Origin of the sequence: Streptomyces fulvoviolaceus (genome assembly GCF_000718165.1) — a bacterium.
Taxonomy (GTDB): Bacteria; Actinomycetota; Actinomycetes; order Streptomycetales; family Streptomycetaceae; genus Streptomyces; species Streptomyces fulvoviolaceus.
In genome coordinates this window covers 1-23945 of record NZ_JOEY01000044.1, presented here as the reverse complement: position 1 = coordinate 23945, position 23945 = coordinate 1, and the positions used below count along the sequence as shown (strand labels likewise).

The following is a 23945-nucleotide window of genomic DNA, read 5'->3' as shown; positions in this document are numbered from 1 at the left end:
ACAACCTGTCACCGCCCGGTCAGCCGGCAACGGCCGACCGGGCGGGAGCGTGTCCGGGCCTGCGGCCGTCGACCGCGTGTTCGACCTCGGGGAACCTGAGCGCGGGCTTGTCCGCGACCATGTGCCGTGGTGGGCGCGCGGAACCGGCCCGAGCGGTCGGGGGTGTGGGCAGCGTGAACCACACGACCTTGCCGGACTCGCCGTCCGGCCGTACACCCCAGCTCTCGCTGACGGCGGCGACCATCGCGAGCCCGCGCCCGCAGGTGGCGAGCTGCTCGGTGTCCTCCATGTCCGCCACGACCGGCATGCGCGGGTCGTGGTCGTGCACCGAGACCATGAGCCGGTCGAGCAGCAGCTCGATCTCCACGGTGCACGTCTTGTCGGACTGGGCATGCCGGTGGACGTTGGTCAACAGCTCCGTCACACCGAGCGCGGCCCGGTCTATGAGGGGGTCCATATGCCAGTAGCGCAACTGCGCCGAAAGGATTCTGCGGACCTGGCCGATCCGCGACGGCAGGGCTTGGAGCTCCACCGTGCAGTGCCTGCTTGGGTGACTGATCACGGCTGCGACTCCCCGACTGCAAGAGGTCCGGAAGAACACGGAGTTCGGATCGATCCAGCAGAGTGCCTGCGTGAAACGGCCGCCTGCTGTCGTGGCCGGCGGGGCTGGTTCGCAGCGTTATCGCCGGTAAACCCAGAGTGACGTGAGATCAGCGTGACTCAGGAGGTGCGGGTCCGCAACTCGCGGTAGGCGGAGCCGCACGGTACGGCGATTCAGAGGCTGCGCCCCGCAGCCTTCCGCACGGCCTCGATGAACCTGCGTGCCGCGGGCGGTCCCGGTTCGCCGGGAGCGGGGTCGTGATCGCCCAGGGTCAGCAGGTACCGCTTGCCGTTGAGATCCGCGAGGGCCCGGTCCTCCGGCGCGAACCACGGCTTGGAGGCGCGCACCGCCTGCACCGGCGCGCTGTCGATCTCGCTGCCGTAACTGGTGAGCAGCTCCAGCCGGCCGTCGTTGATCCGGACCTGCCCGGCCCGGGTGAGTGAGCGCAACCGTTTCCCGATCCGCACGCCCGTAGCCGTGAACTCCGGCTCCGCCATGCCGCCCCGCCCCCTTGTGCCAGTCGGTGTGCCGGCCCGTGCTCCTGTGTGGGCCGTGAGCCGGCTCGTTTCGTGATCCAGTGTGCGCCCCCGTCCGGGACCTCTGTCCCGTCCGGTGCAGTCTGCCCGCCACCGGCGTCGAGCACCAGTACGCACACCGAGGGCGTCCGGAGCACTCGCCGAATGCGCCCCCACAGGTATGGGCGCCACCTTCCCCAGGGTGGCCTTTGGGGCTCTCAAAGGTGTGTTTATGCAGGTGAGAAGCGTGCGGAAGGTGTCTATGATCGAAGCGTCGGCCGCGCGACGCGCCGTCGGCGCAAAGCCCTAAGGAGCCCCGCCGTGACCACCCCCCAGCAGACCCGGACCGGCGAAACCCTCGACGTCGACCACAGCGACGCCACCTACCGCGGCTGGCTGAAAGAGGCCGTCCGCAAGGTCCAGGCCGACTCCAACCGCTCGGCCGACACCCACCTGCTGCGTTTCCCGCTCCCGGAGAAGTGGGGCATCGACCTGTACCTCAAGGACGAGTCGACCCACCCGACCGGCAGCCTCAAACACCGGCTGGCCCGCTCCCTCTTCCTCTACGGCCTGTGCAATGGCTGGATCCGGCCGGGCCACCCGGTGATCGAGGCGTCCAGCGGCTCGACGGCCGTGTCGGAGGCGTACTTCGCCAAGCTGATCGGCGTGCCCTTCATCGCCGTCATGCCGCGCACGACCAGCGCCGAGAAGATCCGCCTGATCGAGTTCCACGGCGGGCAGTGCCACTTCGTGGACGACTCGCGGAAGATGTACGAGGAGTCCGCCCGCCTGGCGGCCGACACCGGCGGCCACTACATGGACCAGTTCACCTACGCCGAACGCGCCACGGACTGGCGCGGCAACAACAACATCGCCGAATCCATCTTCCGCCAGCTGGAGTTGGAGCGGTTCCCGGAACCCGCGTGGATCGTCGCGACGGCCGGCACCGGCGGCACCTCGGCGACCATCGCGCGCTATGTCCACTACATGCAGCACGACACCCGCATCTGTGTGGCCGATCCGGAGAACTCGTGTTTCTTCGAGGGCTGGACCACCGGCGATCCGGACGTCACGTGCGACTGCGGCTCACGCATCGAGGGCATCGGGCGGCCGCGTATGGAGCCGAGCTTCGTGCCCGGTGCGATCGACCGGATGATGAAGGTCCCGGACGCGGCCAGCGTCGCCGCCGTGCGGGCCCTGGAGCAGGCCATCGGCCGCAAGGCGGGCGGCTCGACGGGCACCGGACTGTGGAGCGCGCTGAAGATCGTCGCAGAGATGGTGGCCGAGGGGCGCCGGGGGAGCGTGGTGACGCTGCTGTGCGACCCGGGGGACCGGTACCTCGACAAGTACTACTCGGACGCCTGGCTCGTCGAACAGGGCCTGGACATCGAGCCGTACACGGCGTCGATCGCCTCGCTGCTGGAGACGGGGATCTGGCCCGACTGAGCCTGAGAGCCTGTGTCACATCCCCAGCCGGGCGCACGCCGCCTGGCGCGCACTCCCCCAGAGGGGGGACCCCCAGCCGCGTTGCCGAAACGCCCACGTGGCTCCTCCCCCACGCTCGAACAACCTCGCGTGGGGGGACCCCCGTCGAGGGCGCTCCGGCGCCTTGCGATCGCACGCACCAGACGACGTGCGCTGATCCGACTGGGGATGTGACACAGGCTCTGACCGCTTACGCGCAGAGCCGCCGGTCCAGCGCCGTGGCCGCGTCCCGGAAGGTCCGTCCCAGTCCCGCCCGCGCCAGCTTCAGCACCAGACGCAGGGGCGCCGTCCCGTCGGCGGCGAAGGTCCACTGCACGCGTGTGCCGGTGCCCGCCGGGGTGAGCCGCCACTCCTCTACGAGGGCGCGCAGGCCCGGGGCGTTGGTCACGTCCACGCGGTACGCGTACACCTCGGCCTCCTTGGCGGCGAGGACTGTCTCCTGGAAGCGCGTACCGCCCTTGAGCCGGACCTCGCGACCGGCGCCGCCGTCCGTCGGCCGGGCCACCGCCACCGCCCGGAACCACTCGCTCCAGCCCGGCACGTCCTCGGCGAGCGCACGGAACACCGCCTCGGGGGAGGCGGAGACGTCCCGGGCGAAGACCAGACGTACGGGAGCGGTCTCGACGAACTCGAGCCCCACCGGGCGTAGTTGCTGAGGCATGGACACAACCCCCTTGTGCGGACCGGGCGGCGTCACCCTAGCTGGCGGGCAGTCAGCTGTCTTCGTCCTCGTCGGGCTCGCCCGCCACCACCAGGCGCCGCAGGTGCTCGGAGACCTCCGCGCGCGCGGAGGCCGGCAGGCCCCCGTCCGTCACCAGTGTGTCGACCTGCTCCAGTGAGGCGAACGAACTCAGGCCCACCGTGCCCCACTTGGTGTGGTCGGCGACCACCACGACCCGCCGCGCCGACTGCACCAGACGGCGGTTGGTCTCGGCCTCCGCGAGGTTCGGTGTCGACAGGCCGGCCTCGACCGATATCCCGTGCACACCGAGGAACAGCACGTCGAAGTGGAGCGCCCCGATCGCCTGGTCGGCCACCGGTCCCACCAGCGAGTCCGACGGGGTGCGCACGCCGCCGGTCAGCACGACCGTGGCCGCGCCCTGCCGGGGCCCGGAGGTGCGCTGCGCCGCGTGGAAGACGTCGGCCACCCGCACCGAGTTGGTGACGATGGTCAGATCCGGCACGTCGAGCAGATGGTGGGCCAGCGCGTAGGTCGTCGTACCGCCCGAGAGCGCGATCGCGGTGCCGGGTGCGACCAGCTCCGCCGCGGCTCGCGCGATGTCCTCCTTGGCGGTCAGCTCCAGGCCCGACTTCGCTTCGAAGCCCGGCTCGTGCGTGCTCGCCTCGACCACCGGGACCGCGCCGCCGTGGACCTTCTCCAGCACGCCCTGCCGGGCCAGCGCGTCGAGGTCGCGCCGTACGGTCATGTCCGAGACGCCGAGCTTGCGGGTGAGCTCGTTGACACGGACGCCGCCACGGCGCCGGACCTCGTCCAGGATCAGTGCGCGCCGCTGCTCCGCGAGGAGGTTCTGATTCTCACTCACGTACGCTCCGGTCCTTTCGCCTCAAGCCGTCCGACACGCCCTGCGCACCCCCTTCGACGAGGACATTTTGCCCGTCCCTGGTGCGCGGACGTCCCATCCTCGCATGGGCCGGGGTGAGCTGCGCCACCGGCTGCCCCGACGCGCACATGCCGCCCGGGCGACATTCCGGGCGTCGGATGTCACACGGATCGGGGAGATTCCGTGACGAGAGGTGTGCACCAGGCACCGAGCGGAGATCCTTGTGCCCGCACGGACACATACCGGCAGCGCGTCACGGGGGAAGCGAAACAGTGGAGCGTGCGCAACACCATGCCTCGACCGGCGGAGCGGACCACTCCGCCGCACGGCCCGAAGAATCCGGAACCGCCCTGGAACTCCTGGTCCACGGAGTGGGCGGCACGACACCCGAGAAGATGCTCGACGATCCGCGCACGGTGCGGATCACCGGCGACGGCACGGCGGCCGTCTTCCGGCGCGCCGACGACGTCGACGCGGAGAGCAGGCCTGACGACCACCGCGGCAGACCGGTGCCCGAGGCGTACGTCTGGTGCAACCTCACCTCCGGCAACGGCACCCGGGCCCTGTGGCTGTTGCTGCTGCCGTTCATGGTGGTCAACCTCGCCCATTGGATGCGGCCCACGGCGAGAGGCCGCAAGCGCACGGTCCGGCTGTACGGACTCCTCGTACGGCTGACGGGGCTGACCCTCACCGTGCTGCTGGTCGCCGCCGCCTGCGAGGTGGCGCTGGACCTCGCGGCCTGGCAGTGCGCGGGCACGCGCGCGTGTGCCGAGCGGCACTCCTGGCTGGGCTTCCTGTCGCCCGACGTGTCGGAGGGCGGCTGGTGGAGCCGGCCCGGCCGCCGTCTCGCGCTCGCGGCCCTGGTCCCGGCCGCGCTCACCGGCCTGCTCTGGTACCTGTCCCACCGCACCTGGAGCGCATACGAGTCCCAGGAGCCGATGGCCCGCAGGGCCGAGCCCGAGGAGGACACCGGCCGCACCGCCCTGGGCCGGCCCGGATTCTGGTACGGCCGCCGCCTGGTCGCCCGGCTGCGGGCCGCGCACACCGCCGCGGGGCTGCTGACCGTCGCCGCGGCGGTCTGTGCCACGGCGGCGCGCTTCGACCGCGGGCCGGGCGGGCCCGAGCTGCTCGACACGCTCGGCCGGCTGCTGCAGGCAGGGCTCGTCGCGGCTGCGGCGGCCGTGGTGTGGGTGGTCTGCCGCCGGGGCCGCAGCGAGAACCGTCTCGACCGGGAGCTCGACGAGCATCTCGTACGACGACTGCCGCTCGCCGCACTCGTCCTGCTCGTGCTCACCGCGGTGTATGCCGGGTGGGAGCGGCCGGGCTGGGAATCCGCCGGCCGGTTGCCCGGGGACGCCACCTTCGGCGGCATCGCCTTCGTCCAGGGCCTGCTGGTGATCGTCCTCGCCGTGGTGGCCCACGTCCTGTACCGCACGCATCCCGACCCCCGCGCCGCCATGCGCGGACTGGGCGGGCCCGCCGTGGCGACGCTGGCCTGCGCGCTGGGCGGAGTGATGTCCGGCGGCGTGTCGCAGCGCGTCGCCGACTGGCTGGACGGCACCGGGACTTCGTTCGCCGGTCCGCCGGTCCTGCTGACCTGGCAGGCGTCCGTGATTCCGCTGGTGCTCGTCGTGCTGCTGGTGATCTGCGGCTGGCTGTGCCGGCGGACCTGGCAGCTGAGCCGGGCCCAACTGGGCGTGGTGGAACGCGAGTACCCGGGAGAGCACAAGGACACGGCACGCACCCGGCGCATCGCACGGACCCGCGCGATGGCCGCGCTGACCGACCGCGGCCCTCTCCTGGTCGCCGTCACCTCCTCCGCCACCCTGCTCCTCGGCGCCGGAGCACTCGTCGGCGCCCTGACGACCGACAAGACACCCGGCGAGGCCGCACACCGCACCTACGCGGTGGTCGAGAGCGCCGCCGAGACCGCGGAGGCGCTCGGCTCCTGGCTGATCGGCCTCGGCTTCATCCTCTTCGTCACCTGGGGCAGGCGCGCCTACAAGGACCCCTCCGCCCGGCGTACCATCGGCATCCTCTGGGATGTGGGCACCTTCTGGCCGCGCGCCGCCCACCCCTTCGCGCCGCCCTGCTACGCCGAGCGCGCGGTACCCGACCTGACCTGGCGGATGGCCACCTGGACCCGCGCCACCGGCGGCCGGCTCGTCATCTCCGGGCACTCCCAGGGCAGCGTGCTCGCGGCCGCCGCGGCCTGGCAGCTGAAGCCGTCCGTCCGCAAACGCGTCGCCCTGCTGACCTACGGCTCACCACTGGAGCGCCTCTACGGCCGCTGGTTCCCGGCCCACTTCGGCCCGGCCGCGCTCACCGCGCTGCACCACGACGTCGACTGCTGGCGCAATCTGCACCGGCTCACCGACCCCATCGGCGGCCCGGTGCGCCTCCCCGGCGACTGCGGCCCCGAGGTGGACCGGGAGCCGCTCAAGGACCCGCTCGCCTACGGCCGTACAGATCTGCACCCGCTGCCCGCGCCCATCCTCGGACACTCCGACTACCAGGCCGACCCGGCGTTCGCCGAGGAACGGGAACGTCTGCTGGCCCGGCTGCGGCCGGACGTACCGGCGCCACGGCCTCAAGGCGAGTCGGGGAGGTCCTCGGCGTAGAGAAGCGTCAGATCGTCCGTGGTCGGGTCGTCGACGTGGGCGACCCGGCTCGCGTGCCGCTCCACCATCGCCTCGAAGGTCTGCCGGGCGGTACGGCCGTTGCCGAACGCGGGGCCCTTGGGGAGCACCGTGAAGTACTTCAGCAGGGCCTCCGAGGCGCCCGGCGCCAGCCGGTACTCGTGCTCCTCGGCCTGCTGATCCACGATCCTGAGGAGTTCCTCGGGGCTGTAGTCGCTGAAGGTGATGGTCCGTGAGAAGCGGGACGCCACACCGGGGTTGACGGAAAGGAAGCGCTCCATCTCGGCCGTGTAGCCCGCGACGATCACCACCACCGCGTCCCGGTGGTCCTCCATCAGCTTCACCAGCGTGTCGATGGCCTCCTTGCCGAAGTCCCGGCCCGAGTCCTCCGGCGACAGCGCGTACGCCTCGTCGATGAACAGCACCCCGCCGCGCGCCTTGTCGAAGGCCTCCTGGGTACGGATCGCCGTGGACCCGATGTGCTCGCCGACCAGGTCGACGCGGGACACCTCGACGAGATGGCCCTTCTCCAGCACACCCAGCGAGGCGAGGATCTCGCCGTAGAGCCGGGCGACCGTCGTCTTGCCGGTGCCGGGGGAGCCCGTGAAGACCAGGTGGCGTTTGACGGAGGCCGCCTTGAGGCCCGCCTGCTGCCGGCGCCGGCCCACCTCGATCATGTCGGTGAGCGCCCGCACCTCGCGCTTGACGCTGTCCAGGCCCACCAGCGCGTCCAGTTCACCGAGCACGGCCTTCGAGGTGCGCGAAGGCTGCTCCGGCTCGGCTGCGGCGACGAGCGGCTCCTGCTCGGTGCTGCGCTGCCCGGGGATCGCGCCCAGCAGGCCGGCGGACGGGGATGTCGTCTGTACGGCGGTCTCCCGCGCCGCGGGCGGCTTCGGGCCCCCGCTCTCGTCACTCGTGCAGTCCTCGACGACGGGGCCCGCTCCGGAGGCCGCGTCCGGGCCGGCGTCCGCGAACTCGTAGCCGCCGCGCGCGCATCGCTCCGTACGGCACTTCTTGAGCGTCGTACGGCAGCCGTCGATCACATGGAAGCCGTAGCCGCCACTGCCCGTGACCCGGCAGTTCAGAAAGCTGCCGCGGCCGCCGGCCGACACGTAGAAGCCGGCCTCCGCGGGGGAGTCGACCGTGCACCGCTCGATGGTGGGGTCGGCGCCCTTGGTGACGATCACGCCGGTCTGCGTGCCGTCCACGGTGCAGTTGTTGAGGGTGCCGCCGCTGCCGTGGTCGCGGAACCAGGCGCCGGTCGCCGCGTCCCGGATCCGGCAGTCGTCGAGCTGCGCGGTGGCGCCGTCGCTCACCGACACGGCGGTGTTGCGCACCTGGGAGATGTCGCTGTCGACGACGTCCGCGCGGGAGCCGCGGTCGAGGACGAAGAGGGCGTCCGGCACGTCGTGCACCCGGCAGGAGTCGAGGACCACGGTGGCGCCGTCGCTGACCCAGACCGCGGGATAGTCGCCGGTGCTGTCGAAGATCTCGCACTGGTTGGCGTCCACGCGGGTGCCCGGGTCCCAGACCGACAGTCCGTTGCGCCCGAACTGACGCACCGTCGTCCGGGTCAGCGTGAGGACGGAGCGGGAGCGCAGGTCGACCGCGTTCTCGGGAATGTCGTGGATACGGCAGTCGGCCAGCGTCAGGACCGCGTCCGTGTCGAGCGTGACGCCGTCGGCGGTGGTGCGGTGCACATCGCAGTCGGTGAGGTGCGCGGTCGCCCGGGCGGTGATCTGGACACCGCTGCCCCGGACCTCGTAGATCTCGCAACCCACCGCCTCCAGCGCGGAGTTCTCACCGGTGGCCGTCAGGCCCGCGCCCGAGGCGTGGTGGATCCGGCAGCGCTCCAGACGCGGGTGGGCCCCACCGCGCACCGCGACGCCGGACTGGCCGGCGGCGACGATCTCGCACTCCTCGAACACGCCGCCCGCGCCGTCGAGTACGGCGATGCCGACGCCGGCCGGGTTGTCCACGGTGCAGCGCCGCACGGTCGGGCGCGCGCCGCCGCGCACCTCGATCCCGGCCGCGGACCGGGTGACGATGCGGATGTCGGTGAGCTCCGGAGTGCCCTCCTCGACGAGCAGGGCGGGCGCGGCCGCGTCCTGGCCCTCCACGTGCAGGTCCTGCACCACCGCCGAGGCGCACACGGTCAGCGGTACGCCGTCCACGGGTGCGATGCGCACCGAGCCGGGCGAGCCTTCGGGGCCGCGCAGGGTCACCGCCCGCTGGACGACGAGGTTCTCCCGGTAGGTGCCCGGAGCGACGGTGAGGACGTCGCCGTCGGCCGCGGCCTCCAGGGCGGCGGCGAGCGACGCGTACTCACCCGTGCGGCGCCGCCACCGCGAAGTTCCGGTGTGCGTCACCTGGACCGTGCCCTGTGCCATGGCGTTGCTGTGCCCCCACCTTGTTGTATGCGGGTTTGTGCTGCCGAAGTGGTTCGGCCGGTCCACCGTAGCGTGCGCGCGGGCGGTGGGTTGACCAGAGCGGGAAGGCTGTCAGCTGCCGGTGCCGGTCCTGCCCCAGTCCGGGCCGGCCCGGTCCCAGGCCTGGTCCCAACGGGCGTACCGGCGACGGACCATGCGCCAGACCGCGAACCGTCTGCCGCCCTCGACGAGGCCCGTGGTGAGCAGGGCCGCGCCGAACCCGGCGAGGACGGCATGGGTCGTCGCCGTGGCGGAGTCCAGGGGTCGGGCCGACAGGCCTCCGTGCAGGTCCGTCCAGATCGTGAAGTGGTCGCCGCGGTGTGGGCTCCGGAGGTTGGCCATGACCGGGCCCTGGTGCGCGGTGCCGTCGGGCGCGGTCCAGTCGGCGAACACGCGGCTGCGCAGGGACCGCCCGGTGGAGGTCTCGGGGTCGGCGTCCAACGGGGAGCTGTCCAGCTTGCGGATCACGGTGGCCGTCACCGGCTGGCGGGCCTCGCGCTGCTCTCTCACGGACCGCTGCAGCGCGTCCTGGGCGACGCCGCCGACGAGGGTGCCGAGCACGGGTCCGGCCACCAGGATCAACAGCAGGGCCCCGAGGGCCATCCAGGCCTCGGCCAGATCCGTCCCGCGGCGCAGCGGGTTGCGCCGCCAGCGCCAGAGTCCACTGATTGCTCGCACGGTCCCGCACCCCCTTCCCGCTCCGTGATAACCCCGGCCGGAGCCGATCACGCGCGAGGACGGTCAAAGAGAGAGCGAAATCACCTGTGACCGGGTCCTCTCACGCACTTCTCACCAAACCCCAACGCACGGGCCCCCGGGCCGGGTTCCCGCCCTCCCGCCCCGAGAACGGATCTTCTTCCTATTCGAGAATCCTGACCGGATCGCCGACCCGGATCGTGCCGCGGGACCGGGGCACCAGGTTCTGCCCGAAGACCAGCTTGCTGCCGAAACGGCGGAACCGGCCCAGGCTGTGCAGGGGCTCCTTGCCGCGGCCGGCGGTGGTCTGGTCGGTCGTGGTCACGACGCACCGCCCGCACATCTTGGCCACCCGGAAGGCGACCTCGCCGATCGCGATGCTCGACCAGTCGTCCTCGGCCCAGGCGGCGGTGCCCTCGACGACCACGTTCGGCCGGAAACGGTTCATGGGCAGGGGGCCTTCGGCCGCGTGCGGGCCTTGGGAGATCAGGGAGTTCAGAGCGTCGAGGGAGGCTGCGGAGGTGAGCAGCAGCGGGTAGCCGTCTGCGAAGGAGACGGTTTCACCCGGCAGCGCGAACTCCGGGTCGACGGCCCGGCGCGTGGCGGGGTCGTCCATGTGCACGAGGCGCACCTCGGCGCCGAGGTACTCGCTGCACCAGGCGTGCGCGTTCTCGTCGGCGGGCACCCCTTCGACCTTGTCGCGGAAGATCTCCAGCGTGAGGGTGCGGTCCGGCTCGGGCACCGGCACGGACAGCGGATCCATGCCGGGCGCGGACAGCCGCACGCCGCCGCCGGCCAGAGGCTCGGCGGCGGCCAGCGCGAGGCGCGGCTGCTGGCGTTGTGTGACGACCTTTCCCCCGTCGTCGATCAGTACCCAGCGCCGGTCTCCGGCCAGCCCCCAGGGCTCCACGTCGACCTCCCGTGGAGCCGGGCCCCGGAGCGCCTTGACCGGATGGACGTGGATCGACAGCAGTTGCGAGTTCCCCATGAGGTCATCGTGCCAGGCGGCACGGACAGCCCGGGTGGGGAATCAGTACCCGCGGTACTGCTGGTTGTTGTACGGGTCCTGGTAGGGAGCCGGGGCGGGCCGGGGAGCCGCGGGGCGCATTGCCTCGTAGCCCGTGCCGGGACCGGCCTGGCGCGGTTGCTGCTGTTGCGGGCCGGGGTAACCGCGCGGCGCGGCGGCCTGCTGCGGGATGTACGCGGCGGGCGCCTGCTGCAGCGGGGAGGGCTGCTGCGCCTGCGGGTAGCCGTAGGAAGGCTGGGAGGGACCCGCGGGAAGAGCGGGCAGTGCGGACGGCAGCGCGGGCAGGTGGCTGGCTGGAACGTCGTACGCGGCAGGAACCCGGATCGGAGCGATCTGCGGGGTGCCCCGCTCGGCCACGAGCGAGTCGTAGATCGGAGTGTCCGGGAAGGAGGCGGAGTAGTAGCCGCCGCCATAAGTGGAGCGGGGGGAGGTCATGGCACATAAGTTAAGCCCACGATGTGCTGGTTGGGGAGACCGATAAGAGGGTTGTTTTCCGTGTCGGCAGTGACGCGGGATCCCCAATGCGAGCGAACTTGGCAAAATGGGGCGCCGGGCCATGGTCGGATCGTGTAAAAGCCGAGTTCCCGACCGGTTACCGCGGGTTGACCACCGGTCATCCTGTGCTGCTCATGGGAGTTCGCTGTCCTGGGGAATAGGTTGAGCGGGTAAAAGTCGATCGACCGCCGGGGTGCGTCCTGGCCTGCTGACACGTGATGGGAGCGGACATGCCAATGCCGAAAGGATCGAACGCTCCGGTTCCGACGACGGCACTGCGAGTCGAATTGGGCTGGCGTTCCGGACCCGGTGTGCCCGACGCGGATGCCTCGGCGTTGCTGCTGGTCGGGGGAAAAGTCCGCTCGGACGCCGACTTCGTTTTTTACAACCAGCCCGCGCACTCCTCCGGAGCGGTCCGTCACGAAGGCAAACGGAACGACGGCGGGCGGGTCACCGACACCCTCCTCGTCGATCTCGCGCGCGTGGAGCCCGCGATCGAGACCGTCGTCCTGGCTGCCTCCGTCGACGGTGGCACGTTCGCGCAGGTCCCCGACCTCTATATCGAGGTCCGGGACGCGGCGGCGGGCACCGTGGCCGCGCGGTTCGACAGCGAAGGTGCCACGGTCGAAACCGCTTTCGTGCTCGGCGAGTTCTACCGCCGTCAGGGCGCCTGGAAGTTCCGTGCCGTCGGGCAGGGCTACGGCAGCGGCCTGGAGGGTCTGGCCACGGACTTCGGCATCACGGTGGACGAACCGCAGCAGGCGGCGCCCGCCGCGCCATCGGTCGCGCCCCCGGTGACCATGCCGTCGCCCCCACCGCCCGGACCTTCAGCGGCACCGGTCCGGCTGACCAAGGTCACGCTCACCAAGGCGGCGCCCTCGGTCTCCCTGGCCAAGCAGGGCGGCACCTCCGGAGCCCTGCGCGTGAACCTCAACTGGCAGGTCCACAAGCAGTTCTCGGGGTGGGGCGCCAAACTCGGCCGTGCCGTCGCCATGCACGCCGACCTCGACCTCGACCTGTGCGCCCTGTACGAACTCACCGACGGCCGCAAGGGAGTCGTACAGTCACTCGGCAATGCCTTCGGGGCCCTGCACCAGCCGCCGTACATCCACCTCGACGGCGACGACCGCACCGGTGCCGTGAGCAGTGGCGAGAACCTCACGGTCAACCTCGACCACAAGCAGGAGCTCCGGCGCGTCCTCGTCTTCGTGACCATCTATGAGGGTGCACGCTCTTTCGCCGACCTGCACGCCACGGTCACGCTCCAGCCACAGCACGGCGCCCCGATCGACTTCACCCTCGACGAGTGCACGGTGCCCTCGACGGTCTGCGCCCTCGCCCTGATCACCAACACCGGCAGCGATCTGGTCGTGCAGCGCGAGGCCCGGTACCTGGTGCCCGAGCGCGGGGTGAGCCCGCAGCGGACCGTCGACCACGTCTACGGGTGGGGCATGAACTGGACGCCCGGCAGGAAGTGAGCGCTCAGGTCTCGTCGCCGACGACGGCGTCCGGGCGCGCGTAGGTGCGGCCCTTCCAGGCCGCGCCGCGCCCCCTGTAGTGCTGCACCGCGGAATCGACCGTCATGAAGAGGTAGAGGAAGGCGGTGAACGGCAACAGGGGAGCGAGCCACAACGGCTGCCGGTAGTAACGGAGCATCGGGATGTACGTCCCCGTCATCACCAGCCACGCGAGACCACCGAGGGCCGCGGCCGCCGTACGCCCCGTGGCCAGGCCCGCGACCATGGCCACGGGCGGCACCAGATAGATCAGCGCGAGCCCGGCCACCGTTCCGAGGAGCAGCAGGAGGCTGTGCCGCAACTGCGCGTACGCGCTGCGCGACACCATGCGCCACAGGTCGTGCAGTCGGGGATACGGACGCACGCTGTCCACCCGCTCGGCGAGCCCCAGCCAGATGTGGCCGCCACCGCCCTTGACGGCCCGCGCGAGGGCCACGTCGTCGATGACGGCGTGCCGGATGGCGTCCGGGATCCGTGCCCGCTCGGCCGCCTCGGTTCGCAGCAGCACACAGCCGCCCGCCGCGGCCGCCGTCCGCGCTCCCCGCCTGCCGATGCGGCGGAACGGATACAACTGCGCGAAGAAGTAGACGAAGGCCGGCACGACGAGCCGCTCCCACAGGCTCTCCACCCGCAGCCGGGCCATCTGCGAGACGACGTCGAAGCCCCCGGTGCGGGCCGCCGCGACCAGCTCGCGCAGGCTCTCCGGCTCATGGGCGATGTCGGCGTCCGTCAGCAGCAGGTACTCGGGGTCACGCGCGCGTGCCAGGCCGATGCCGTGGCGCACCGCCCAGAGCTTGCCCGCCCACCCCGCCGGCGGCTCGCCGGGCGAGGACACGGTCAGCGGCAGCCCGCCGTATCGCCGCGCCAGCTCGTGCGCCAGTTCCCCGGTGCCGTCCGCACTGCCGTCGTCGACGAGGAAGACCTCCGCCCGCCCCGGATAGTCCTGCGCGAGCAGCGAAGGCAGACTCGCGGGCAGGACCGCGGCCTCGTCCCGGGCCGGCACGACGACACACACCGACGGCCAGTCGTCCGGTTCCCGCCGCTCGGGAAGCCTGATGTCCGTCCGCCAGAAGAAGCCCTGGCAGAGCAGCAGCCACAGCCAGGCGGCGAGTGATACGGCGGCAGTCCACGCGATGACGCTCACGCGCGCAGTCTGCCGCACCGGACCGGCCCGCAACGGCTCATCGTCTATCGTGGCCGGGTGAAGATCGCGCTCATGGACTCCGGAATCGGTCTGCTGGCGGCCACTGCCGCGGTACGGCGCCTGCGGCCCGACGCCGATCTCGTGCTCTCCCTGGACCCCGACGGCATGCCCTGGGGTCCGCGGACTCCCGAGGACGTCACGCAGCGTGCCCTCGCCGTCGCCGAGGCCGCCGCCGCGCTCGCCCCCGACGCCCTGATCATCGGCTGCAACACCGCCACCGTTAACTCCCTCACCGCCCTGCGCGCCCGCCTCGAGCCCGGTCTGCCGGTCATCGGCACGGTCCCCGCGATCAAGCCCGCCGCGGCCGGCGGCGGTCCCTTCGCCATCTGGGCGACACCCGCCACCACGGGCAGCCCATACCAACGCGGGCTCATCGAGGAGTTCGCCGACGGCGTGCCGGTCACCGAGGTGCCCTGCCACGGGCTCGCCGAGGCGGTGGAACACGCGGACGAGGCCGCGATCGACGCCGCCGTCGCTGCGGCCGCGGCCCTGACCCCCCACGACGTGACGACCGTCGTCCTCGGCTGCACCCACTACGAACTGGTCGCCGAGCGCATCCGCGCCGCCGTGCAGCGCCCCGGCCGTCCGCCGCTCGTCCTGCACGGCTCCGCCGGAGCGGTCGCCGCCCAGGCGCTGCGCAGGCTCGGCGAGCAGCCCGCCCCCGGGGCGGCGGCCGACGGCACGATCACGGTGCTGCTGAGCGGACGCGAGGGCGCACTGCCCGCGCCCGCACTGGCCTACGACGAAGGACGGCTCCTCCAGGCGGTCACCCCCGCCCGGTGACCCCGCGGTGTACGCCGGGTGAGGGCAAAGCGGACGTTTCGCGTCCGGCGCGCGCCCGCCCGGCCCAGTCACCCTCCGCATCGCGCTATCCCTGCGGCAAAACCTGAGTAATCTCTTAGGCATGAAGGACCACCCCCGCGGCGAGCACGCCTCGCACCCCGAGGTCTGGACCGGACGTGCCTCCAACCGGTTCCAGTGGCTCCTGGCGCTCGGCGGCGCCGCCATCGTGGCGCTCGGCATCGAGCTCGCCGTCGACTCGGCGTGGACGTCCGGCATCGCCCCGCTCGTCATGGCCGTCGTCGGCTGCATCGCGGCCGGGCTACTGGTCCTCTTCCTCACCCTCGCGTTCGTGCACGTCGCCCTGAAGGTCGATACGGACTCCCTGGAAGTGCGCTGCGGCCACGTCGGCGTGCCGCGCCGCCGCATCCCCCTGTCGCATGTCGCCGGCGCCGAGTTCGACGCGCATGTCAATCCGCGCCAGTGGGGCGGCTGGGGCTACCGCTGGCGGCCCGAGAAGGGCACCGCCGTCGTCGTACGACGCGGCGAGGGCGTGGTGCTGCAGCTGTGGGACGGCCACACGTTCACGATCACCGTGGACGACGCGGAGGCCGCCGTACGCATCATCAGGGACCGGTTGCGGCCCACCGCCGCAGGTCCGGTGCGCTGAGTTCACGGAGTCAGGCGGTCATTGCGCGGGCGTACGTCCGTCTCCCTCTGCGGTGACTCGTCGGCGAGGGGGCGTGCCGTGGCCAGGCCCGCCAGCAGTCCCGCACCCACCGACACCGTGGTGAAGCTCAGCGCGTTCCCGACCGCGGCGATCGCCGCCAGTACCGTCAGGGCCGCGCCCGCTGTGAGGACGACCGGTGTGGGCCGCGACGAGCGCCACAGTGCGTGCAGCAGCCAGCAGAACGCCGCCGCCAGCAGGACCACGCCGACGACACCCTGTTCGGCGGCCAGCTGCAGGGGCGCCGAATGCGGTTTGCCGTCGGGGAGCAGCGACTGGGACGCCGTTGTGCTGAGCTCCCCGAAGCGGCCCGGTCCCACGCCCAGAGCCGCGTCCGCGCGCGCCAGGTGCAGGGCGTCGTGCCACAGGTCGATCCGGTGCCCCGTCAGCTGGCCCTCCAGGGACGCGGCGAGCCCGTCCGGCACCGCGTTGCCGGCCACCGCCCAGGTCAGCCCGGTCGCCAAGGCCGCGGTCAGGGCCAGTCCCGCGATGCCCACGCCGCGGCGGTGCATCCGGCCGGCGGCGAGCGAGCACAGCAGCACCGCGACACAGGCGACGAAACCGGAGGTCGAACCGAGAACGGCCGCGGTCGCCGTTATCCCGGCCGCCAGTACACACAGCGCGAGCCGCAGCGCCGGGGCCTTCGCGGCCCAGGCCGCGCAGCACGCGGCACCGGCGGACAGCGTCAGCAGCGCGGCCGTGGCACCCGCGTGACCCAGCGGTGCGACGTACTCGGGGCCGGGCGCGAGGTGGGGGACGCCCACCGTCAGCCCGAGCCCGGTCAGCGCGCCGGCGCAGGGAGCGGCGACCGGCAGCAGCGCTCCGCAGATCCGGCCGGCGGCATAACCGGCGGCCACGGCCAGCAGCGCGAGCAGCACGCCCTCCGGGCGGCCGTCGTGCACGGCCGCGGTGATCAGGGACCAGGTGGCACAGGCCCCGAGCACCACCATGCCCATCGCATCAGAAACGTTTCGTCTGTCGCCGTCCTCCGAACCGGCCGCAGACGTCACCCCCGTGGAACCCACCCCGCCCCCCGAACCCCGGTCCCCCCGACAGAGACTCTGGCTCACCGTAACGGCTGATGGGCGATTTGTGGACGAGTTGCGTTGAGATGCGCAGTGCGACGCGGCGGATCCGCGGGAGCGTGCCCACCGCCACCGACTGGACCGCGCTGTCGGCCCCAAGGTCAACCGCCGTACACTCCCGGAGTGACCGTCACCGCAACTTCTGTGGACGATTCGGACCAGCTGGAACCGCAGTCCGCGCCCGCATCGCGCTGGACCGCCAGGCTCATGCGTCTCGTCCCGGCCGCCGTCGCGGCGCTCTCCGGAGTGCTGCTCTACGTCAGTTTCCCGCCCCGCACCCTGTGGTGGCTGGCCCTTCCGGCCTTCGCCGTCTTCGGCTGGGTGCTGCGCGGCCGCAGCTGGAAGGCGGGCCTCGGTCTCGGCTACCTCTTCGGTCTGGGCTTCCTGCTGCCGCTGCTGGTGTGGACCGGCGTGGAGGTCGGCCCCGGACCCTGGCTCGCGCTGGTCGCGATCGAGGCGATCTTCGTCGCGCTGGTCGGCGTGGGTGTCGCCGCGGTGTCCAAGCTGCCCGGCTGGCCGGTGTGGGCGGCCGCGGTGTGGATCGCCGGAGAAGCGGCACGCGCGCGTGTGCCGTTCAGCGGCTTCCCCTGGGGCAAGATCGCCTTCGGACAGGCCGACGGCGTCTTCCTGCCGCTCGCCGCGGTGGGCGGCACTCCGGTCCTCGGCTTCGCGGTCGCCCTGTGCGGCTTCGGTCTGTACGAGGTCGTGCGCCTGGTCGTGGAAGGGCGGCGTACCCGTGCCGTGCGGCGCTCGGCGGCGGCCGTCGCCCTGCTGAGCGTGGCCGTCCCCGTGGTGGGAGCGCTGGCCGCCCGGACGCTGGTGAGCGACAAGGCCGAGGACGGCACCGTGACGGTCGCGGTCATCCAGGGCAACGTGCCCCGGGCGGGACTGGAGTTCAACGCCCAGCGCCGGGCCGTGCTCGACTACCACGCGCGCGAGACCGAGCGGCTGGCCGCCCGGGTCGCGGCGGGCAAGGTCGCGAAGCCCGACATCGTGCTGTGGCCGGAGAACTCCTCGGACATCGACCCCTTCGTCTACGAGGATGCGTATGCCGTCATCGACAAGGCGGCCAAGGCGATCGACGCCCCCATCTCCGTCGGCGGCGTCGTCGAGCGGGACGGCAAGCTCTACAACGAGCAGATCCTGTGGGACCCGGTCAAGGGGCCCACGGACACCTACGACAAGCGGCAGATCCAGCCGTTCGGCGAGTACCTGCCACTGCGCTCGCTCATCGGCGCGATCAACAAGCAGTGGACCTCCATGGTCAGCCAGGACTTCAGCCGCGGCAGCAAGCCCGGCGTGTTCGACATGGACGGCGCCAAGGTCGGCCTGGTCACCTGCTACGAGGCCGCCTTCGACTGGGCCGTGCGCTCCGAGGTCACCGACGGCGCGCAGATGATCTCCGTGCCGAGCAACAACGCGACCTTCGACCGCAGCGAGATGACCTACCAGCAGCTCGCCATGTCCCGCGTCCGCGCCGTCGAGCACAGCCGGACCGTCACCGTGCCGGTGACCAGCGGCGTCAGCGCGATCATCATGCCCGACGGGAAGATCACGCAGAAGACCGGCATGTTCGTGGCCGACTCACTGGTCCAGAAGGTGCCGCTGCGGTCGTCCGAGACGCCGGCCACGAAGCTCGGGATCCTGCCGGAGATCGCTCTGGTGCTGGTCGCCGCGGGCGCACTCGGCTGGGCGATCGGCGCCGGAGTGCGCGGGCGACGCGCCGGTGACGCGTAGCCGTACGCCGGTCGTACGTCCCTCGGAGCACGGGAGAGTCGTGGAACCGGCCCGTTAGGGTCGGGATCATGGCTACTCCTGATTTCATCCGCACCCTGCGGGAATCCATCGGTCACGAACCGCTGTGGCTGCCCGGCGTCAGCGCGGTCGTCTTCGACGACGCGGGCCGGGTGCTGCTCAACCGCCGTTCCGACACCGGCAAGTGGTCGCTGATCGGCGGCATCCCGGAGCCGGGGGAGCAGCCGGCTGCCTGTGCCGTGCGGGAGATCCACGAGGAGACGGGCGTGCGGGCCGTCGTCGAGCGGGTCGTCCTCGTCCAGGCACTGAAGCCCGTCACCTACGGCAACGGCGACACCTGCCAGTACATGGACATCTCGCTGCTGTGCCGGGCGGTCGGCGGCGAGGCCCGGGTCAACGACGACGAGTCGCTGGAGGTGGGCTGGTTCGCGGTGGACGCCCTGCCGCAGCTGAACGAGTTCGGTCTGCTGAGGATCAAGATGGCGATGTCTGATGCACCCACATGGTTCGACCCCACGAGTCCCGAGTGAAGTATGGGCGCTGACCACATGGGGTGGCGGACAGGCGCTGCCTAGGGTCGGGGCATGACCGCTCGCAGCGCCCTTCCGGGACCCCACGCCCCCGCACTCGACCTCGGCGGCCGTACCGCCCTCGTCACCGGCGCCGCCGGCGGCATCGGCCGTGCCTGCGCGCTGCGGCTCGCGGCCGCCGGGGCCAAGGTGAGAGCGGTCGACCGCGACGCCGCGGGGCTGGAGGTGCTCGCCGAGGAGTCCCGGGGCCTGACGGGCACCGTCGAGCCGCACGTCCTCGACCTCACCGACCTGGACGCCGCCGAACACGCCGCCGCGGGCACCGACGTCCTCGTCAACAACGCCGGGCTCCAACTGGTGCGCCCCATCGAGGAGTTCCCGCCCGACGTGTTCCACACGGTGCTCACCGTGATGCTGGAGGCGCCGTTCCGGCTGATCCGCGGAGCCCTGCCGCACATGTACGGGCAGGGCTGGGGGCGGATCGTCAACGTGTCCTCGGTCCACGGTCTGCGCGCCTCCGCCTTCAAGTCGGCCTATGTGGCCGCCAAACACGGCCTGGAGGGACTGTCCAAGACGGCCGCCCTCGAAGGCGCGCCACACGGCGTCACCTCGAACTGTGTGAACCCCGCCTATGTGCGCACCCCACTGGTCGAGCGGCAGATCGCCGACCAGGCCAGGGCGCACGGGATCCCCGAGGAGCGCGTGCTGTCCGAGGTGCTGCTGCAGGACAGTGCGGTCAAGCGGCTCATCGAGCCGGGGGAGGTCGCCGAGGCCGTGGCGTACCTGTGCAGTCCGCACGCCTCCTTCGTGACCGGTACGTCGCTGGTGCTCGACGGGGGCTGGACGGCGCACTGAAGGGCTGAGAACCGGCCGCGTGCGGAGTTGTCCACAGGGCTGACGAGGTGACGGTGCGATGAGGAATCCTGTGAGCATGTCCCGCGATCACGTGCAGTCCGCCGAGCGCCCCGTCAGCAGCGCCGAGGTGCCATTCCTCGAGCTGCTGGCCCGGGGTGCCGCCGCCGAGACGTACGAACAGCCGGTGCTGCTCGCCCGCGCCGAGGGACTGCCGGCCGAGCGGATCGCCGCCCTGGAGCAGGCCAAACTGCTCGCGCTGCGTGTACGCACGGAGCTGGAGGGCAGGCGCCGGCGGGAGGCCGAGCTGTCGGCGCTCTTCGAGACCGCCCACGACCTTGCCGGACTGCGCGACCTGGACGCGGTGTTGCAGGCCATCGTGCAGCGCGCCCGGTCACTGCTGGGCACGGACGTGGCGTACCTCAGCCTGAACGACACGGTGCGCGGTGACACCTACATGCGGGTCACCGAGGGCTCGGTCGCGGCCCGCTTCCAGCAACTGCGGCTCGGAATGGGCGAGGGGCTCGGCGGCCTGGTCGCCCAGACGGCCCGTCCGTACGTCACCGACGACTACTTCGAGGACGATCGCTTCCAGCACACCCGCGCCATCGACGCCGGCGTCCGGGACGAGGGCCTGGTCGCGATCCTCGGCGTGCCCCTGATGCTGGGACACCACGTCATCGGGGTCCTCTTCGCGGCGGACCGGCGCGCCCGGGTCTTCGAGCGGGAGCAGATCGCGCTGCTCGGCTCCTTCGCCGCGCTGGCCGCGGCCGCCATCGACACCGCGAACCTGCTCGCCGAGACCCGCTCGGCCCTCACCGAACTGGAGCGGGCCAACGAGATCATCCGCGACCACAGCGGTGTCATCGAGCGTGCCTCCGACGTCCACGACCGGCTCGCCGAACTCGTGCTGCGTGGCGGCGGCGTCCACGACGTGGCGGCCGCTGTCTCCGAAATCCTCGACGGGACCGTCGAGTTCGCCGAGGCGGCCGCCGCTCCGGCCGGGGCGCTGGAGGTGTCCCGTACCGAAGGGCACGCGGTACGGCACGAGGACGACTGGATCGCCGCGGTCGCCGCCGGAGGCGAACAGCTCGGCGCGCTCGTGCTGCGCGGCCACCCCGGGCTCGACCCTGTCGACCAACGCACCCTGGAACGCGCAGCGATGGTCACTTCGCTGCTGCTGCTCGCCAGACGGTCCGCCGCCGAGGCCGAACAGCGCGTGCGCGGCGAGCTGTTGGACGACCTGCTCGACGCCCGCGACCGCGACCCGCGCCTGCTGCGCGAGCGGGCCTCGCGGCTGCACGCCGACCTCGACGCCACCCATGTCGTGCTCGCCGCCCGCCTGGACGGGACGGCGGCCGACGCCGACCAGGAGGCCGCCGCCCGTCGGCGCCTGTGGTCCGCCGCCTCGCACCTCGCCGCCACCCGGCACGGACTGGCCGCCGCCCGCGACGGCGGCACCGTCCTGCTGCTGCCCCTCGCCGCCGGCGACACCGCCACCGACCTGGCCCGCCGAACCGCACGGGAGCTCGGCACCGCCGTCCACGAGGCGGTGACCGTCGGTGCCTCCGCCCCGGTCGAGGACCTCGCCGTCCACCCCGACACGGTGGCCGCCGCCTACGAAGAGGGCCGCCGCTGCCTCGACGCCCTGCGGCTCCTCGGCCGCTCCGGGAACGGCGCCGCCGCCGAGGACTTCGGGTTCCTGGGACTGCTCCTGGCCGGGGAGCGGGACATCGCGGGCTTCGTCGAGCGCACCATCGGCCAGGTCGTCGCGTACGACGACCGGCGCGGCACCGATCTGCTGCGCACCCTCGACGCGTACTTCGCCTGCGGAATGAGCCCGGCCCGCACCAAGGACGAACTGCACGTCCATGTGAACACGGTCGCCCAGCGCCTGGAGCGCGTGGGCCGCCTGCTCGGCGACGACTGGCAGAGCCCCGCCCGCGCCCTGGAGATCCAACTCGCCCTACGGCTGCACCTGTTGTCGGCACCGGCGCAGCACTGACCCGACGCAGCACTGACCCCCCGTACGCGCGGGCGTACGGGGGCCGGTCAGGCGGTCGCTCAGGCGGTACGCGCGTCGGCCTTCCGGGCTGCGGCGGGCTCGGCGTCGGCGGCGGGCTCCACCTCGGCCAGGTCGCGGTGGCGGGTCTCCTTGGCGACTCCCACCGCGACGACCGTGAGGACGGCCGCGGCGATGACGTACAGGGCGATCGGGGTGGAGCTGCCGTAGTCGGACAGCAGCGCGGTGGCGATCAGCGGTGCGGGCGCGCCCGCCGCGACCGAGGCGAACTGGGCGCCGATGGAGGCGCCGGAGTAGCGCATCCGGGTCGCGAACATCTCGGAGAAGAAGGCGGCCTGGGGTGCGTACATCGCGCCGTGCAGCACCAGCCCGACGGTCACGGCGAGGATCAGGTTGCCGAAGCCGCCGGTGTCGATGAGCCAGAAGAACGGGAACATCCACAGACCTATGCCGACCGCGCCCAGCAGGTACACGGGACGGCGGCCGACGCGGTCCGACAGCGCGCCCCAACCAGGGATCACCGCGAAATGCACGGCCGACGCGATCAGCACGGCGTTCAGCGCGGTCTGCTTGGAGACACCGGCCGACGTGGTGGCGTAGACGAGGATGAACGCGGTGATGACGTAGTAGCTGATGTTCTCCGCCATGCGCGCGCCCATCGCGATCAGCACGTCACGCCAGTGGTGCCGCAGCACGGAGACCAGCGGCAGTTTCTCGACCTCGCAGGTGCCGGCCGCCCTGCGGGCCTCCGCCTGCGCCAACGCCTGCTTGAACACGGGCGATTCGTCGACGGACAGGCGTATCCACAGACCGACGATCACCAGCACACCGGAGAGCAGGAAGGGAATCCGCCAGCCCCAGTTGACGAACGCTGTGTCCGACAGGACGGCCGTCAGCAGGGACAGCACACCCGTCGCGAGCAACTGCCCCGCCGGCGCCCCGGTCTGCGGCCACGAGGCCCAGAAGCCGCGCCGCCGCGCGTCCCCGTGCTCGGACACCAGCAGCACCGCCCCACCCCACTCGCCGCCGAGCGCGAAGCCCTGCACCAGACGCAGCACGGTCAGCAGTACGGGAGCGGCGGCTCCTACGGTCGCGTGCGTCGGCAGTAGCCCGATCGCGAAGGTCGCCCCGCCCATCAGCAGCAGGCTCAGCACCAGCAGCTTCTTGCGCCCGAGCCGGTCGCCGTAGTGCCCGAAGACGAGGGCGCCCAGCGGCCGGGCGGCGAATCCGACGGCGTACGTCAGGAACGACAGGAGTGTGCCGACGAGCGGGTCGGAGTCCGGGAAGAACAGCTTGTTGAAGACGAGGGCGGCTGCGGAGCCGTAGAGGAAGAAGTCGTACCACTCGATGGTGGTGCCGATGAGACTGGCGGCGACGATGCGCTTCAGGTTGTTCGGCGTCGGTGGAGCGGTTGCTGCGGAGGCCATGTGCGCCACTTCCTCGTGTGCGGTGGGGACGGGTACGTGTCGGCACACCGTAGAAACACGCAGGTCAGGCGCACATGTGGTGGGACAACATAGTTCGGGGCACGGCTATGCGTCAGACCACCATGCTCGCTCGCGGAGCGGCGGCTCAGGGGCTTGTTGAGGGACGGAATGACTGCTGTCCAGGACGCGTCAGTTGCTAGAGCTGAGCAGTTTGCGCGGACAGGTGTGGCGTTGGGGATCGGGCGAGGCACTCAAACAGGGGGGGGGACAGCTCCAGGCCGGTGCGCTCCGTCCGTGGTCGAGCAGTCCCATCTGAACGCGGGCCCAGAACGATTTCATCATCTCGTTGTCCGCACAGTCCTCGACCGATCCCATCGAGGGCAGCAAACCGGAGGACCGGGCACGTTCGGTGACAGCCCAGGAGCCGAACTGCATGCCGTGGTCGGAGTGGATGATGGTGCCGCCGGGCCGTGTGGCGATTGCCGATGGCCATGGCCAGGGGGTGGAGAACTGCTGGGGTGTGGCTGGGTGGGAGTGTGTTCTGGCATGTGTGGGTGAGCGTGGAGGGTCCCGGCGGGCGGCTGGGTGCTGTCGTC

At 71.8% G+C, this 23945-nt stretch carries 20 protein-coding genes; 9 read left to right on the top strand and 11 right to left on the bottom strand.

The features are described 5' to 3' along the window. Window positions 1-19: 19 nt before the first annotated feature. Window positions 20-562, bottom strand: a complete 543-nt coding sequence (locus IG08_RS0138275; protein ID WP_030613983.1) for an ATP-binding protein — start codon at window positions 560-562, stop codon at window positions 20-22. Window positions 563-774: 212 nt separating this feature from the next. Beyond that, window positions 775-1098, bottom strand: a complete 324-nt coding sequence (locus IG08_RS0138270; RefSeq protein ID WP_030613980.1) for a hypothetical protein — start codon at window positions 1096-1098, stop codon at window positions 775-777. Window positions 1099-1437: 339 nt separating this feature from the next. On the opposite strand from IG08_RS0138270, the gene cds1 reads away from it, so the two are divergent. Then, a complete protein-coding gene (gene cds1 / locus IG08_RS0138265; protein ID WP_030613978.1) occupies window positions 1438-2562 on the top strand; it encodes an L-cysteine desulfhydrase Cds1 in 1125 nt (374 codons plus the stop codon). 229 nt (window positions 2563-2791) lie between these two features. Here cds1 and IG08_RS0138260 read toward each other — a convergent pair whose 3' ends face one another. Together IG08_RS0138260 and IG08_RS0138255 are read right to left on the bottom strand one after the other, a co-directional pair. Beyond that, window positions 2792-3262, bottom strand: a complete 471-nt coding sequence (locus IG08_RS0138260; RefSeq protein WP_030613976.1) for an SRPBCC family protein — start codon at window positions 3260-3262, stop codon at window positions 2792-2794. A gap of 52 nt (window positions 3263-3314) precedes the next feature. Next, on the bottom strand, window positions 3315-4145 hold the full coding sequence (locus IG08_RS0138255; protein WP_030613974.1) for a DeoR/GlpR family DNA-binding transcription regulator: 831 nt from the start codon (window positions 4143-4145) through the stop codon (window positions 3315-3317). A 290-nt stretch (window positions 4146-4435) separates the two neighbouring features. Here IG08_RS0138255 and IG08_RS0138250 point away from each other — a divergent pair, with 290 nt between their 5' ends. Next, complete coding sequence (locus IG08_RS0138250) at window positions 4436-6784, top strand: membrane protein (protein ID WP_030613973.1); 2349 nt, start codon at window positions 4436-4438, stop codon at window positions 6782-6784. On the opposite strand, the gene IG08_RS0138245 is transcribed toward IG08_RS0138250, so the two are convergent. From IG08_RS0138245 to IG08_RS0138230, 4 genes are all read right to left on the bottom strand, one after another. Then, window positions 6754-9192 carry a right-handed parallel beta-helix repeat-containing protein gene (locus tag IG08_RS0138245; RefSeq protein WP_030613971.1) on the bottom strand — a complete coding sequence of 813 codons (2439 nt, stop codon included), beginning with the start codon at window positions 9190-9192 and terminating at the stop codon, window positions 6754-6756. The genes IG08_RS0138250 and IG08_RS0138245 overlap by 31 nt on opposite strands. A 111-nt stretch (window positions 9193-9303) precedes the next feature. After that, window positions 9304-9909, bottom strand: coding sequence for an Rv1733c family protein (locus tag IG08_RS0138240; RefSeq protein ID WP_030613969.1), 606 nt, complete (start codon window positions 9907-9909; stop codon window positions 9304-9306). Between the two features lie 181 nt (window positions 9910-10090). Next, complete coding sequence (locus IG08_RS0138235; protein WP_030613966.1) at window positions 10091-10915, bottom strand: MOSC domain-containing protein; 825 nt, start codon at window positions 10913-10915, stop codon at window positions 10091-10093. Window positions 10916-10957: 42 nt separating this feature from the next. Further along, window positions 10958-11389: a DUF6643 family protein gene (locus IG08_RS0138230; protein ID WP_030613963.1), complete on the bottom strand. Its 432-nt coding sequence runs from the start codon at window positions 11387-11389 to the stop codon at window positions 10958-10960. A gap of 296 nt (window positions 11390-11685) precedes the next feature. On the opposite strand from IG08_RS0138230, the gene IG08_RS0138225 reads away from it, so the two are divergent. Next, a complete protein-coding gene (locus tag IG08_RS0138225) occupies window positions 11686-12927 on the top strand; it encodes a TerD family protein (RefSeq protein WP_030613960.1) in 1242 nt (413 codons plus the stop codon). Window positions 12928-12931: 4 nt separating this feature from the next. On the opposite strand, the gene IG08_RS0138220 is transcribed toward IG08_RS0138225, so the two are convergent. Continuing rightward, window positions 12932-14110, bottom strand: a complete 1179-nt coding sequence (locus IG08_RS0138220; RefSeq protein WP_030613957.1) for a glycosyltransferase — start codon at window positions 14108-14110, stop codon at window positions 12932-12934. A 57-nt stretch (window positions 14111-14167) separates the two neighbouring features. On the opposite strand from IG08_RS0138220, the gene IG08_RS0138215 reads away from it, so the two are divergent. Together IG08_RS0138215 and IG08_RS0138210 are read left to right on the top strand one after the other, a co-directional pair. Next, window positions 14168-14953 (top strand): glutamate racemase, encoded by a 786-nt coding sequence (locus tag IG08_RS0138215; protein WP_030613955.1) that lies wholly within the window; start codon window positions 14168-14170, stop codon window positions 14951-14953. Between the two features lie 121 nt (window positions 14954-15074). After that, entirely contained in the window at window positions 15075-15620 is a 546-nt protein-coding gene (locus IG08_RS0138210) for a hypothetical protein (protein ID WP_030613953.1), read from the top strand. 2 nt (window positions 15621-15622) lie between these two features. Here the strand turns inward: IG08_RS0138210 and IG08_RS0138205 are convergent, their stop codons facing one another. After that, complete coding sequence (locus tag IG08_RS0138205; RefSeq protein ID WP_043456267.1) at window positions 15623-16633, bottom strand: O-antigen ligase family protein; 1011 nt, start codon at window positions 16631-16633, stop codon at window positions 15623-15625. A 252-nt stretch (window positions 16634-16885) separates the two neighbouring features. Between IG08_RS0138205 and lnt the strand changes: the two genes are divergently transcribed. The 4 genes from lnt (at window position 16886) to IG08_RS0138185 (ending at window position 21904) form a co-directional block, all read left to right on the top strand. Beyond that, window positions 16886-18499: an apolipoprotein N-acyltransferase gene (lnt, locus tag IG08_RS0138200; RefSeq protein WP_030613949.1), complete on the top strand. Its 1614-nt coding sequence runs from the start codon at window positions 16886-16888 to the stop codon at window positions 18497-18499. Between the two features lie 68 nt (window positions 18500-18567). Continuing rightward, window positions 18568-19047 (top strand): NUDIX hydrolase, encoded by a 480-nt coding sequence (locus IG08_RS0138195; RefSeq protein ID WP_030613946.1) that lies wholly within the window; start codon window positions 18568-18570, stop codon window positions 19045-19047. A gap of 54 nt (window positions 19048-19101) precedes the next feature. Then, window positions 19102-19902 (top strand): 3-hydroxybutyrate dehydrogenase, encoded by an 801-nt coding sequence (locus IG08_RS0138190; protein ID WP_030613943.1) that lies wholly within the window; start codon window positions 19102-19104, stop codon window positions 19900-19902. 76 nt (window positions 19903-19978) lie between these two features. After that, window positions 19979-21904, top strand: a complete 1926-nt coding sequence (locus IG08_RS0138185) for a helix-turn-helix domain-containing protein (RefSeq protein ID WP_030613940.1) — start codon at window positions 19979-19981, stop codon at window positions 21902-21904. A 59-nt stretch (window positions 21905-21963) separates the two neighbouring features. Here IG08_RS0138185 and IG08_RS0138180 read toward each other — a convergent pair whose 3' ends face one another. Next, complete coding sequence (locus tag IG08_RS0138180; RefSeq protein WP_030613934.1) at window positions 21964-23349, bottom strand: MFS transporter; 1386 nt, start codon at window positions 23347-23349, stop codon at window positions 21964-21966. Window positions 23350-23945 lie beyond the last annotated feature (596 nt).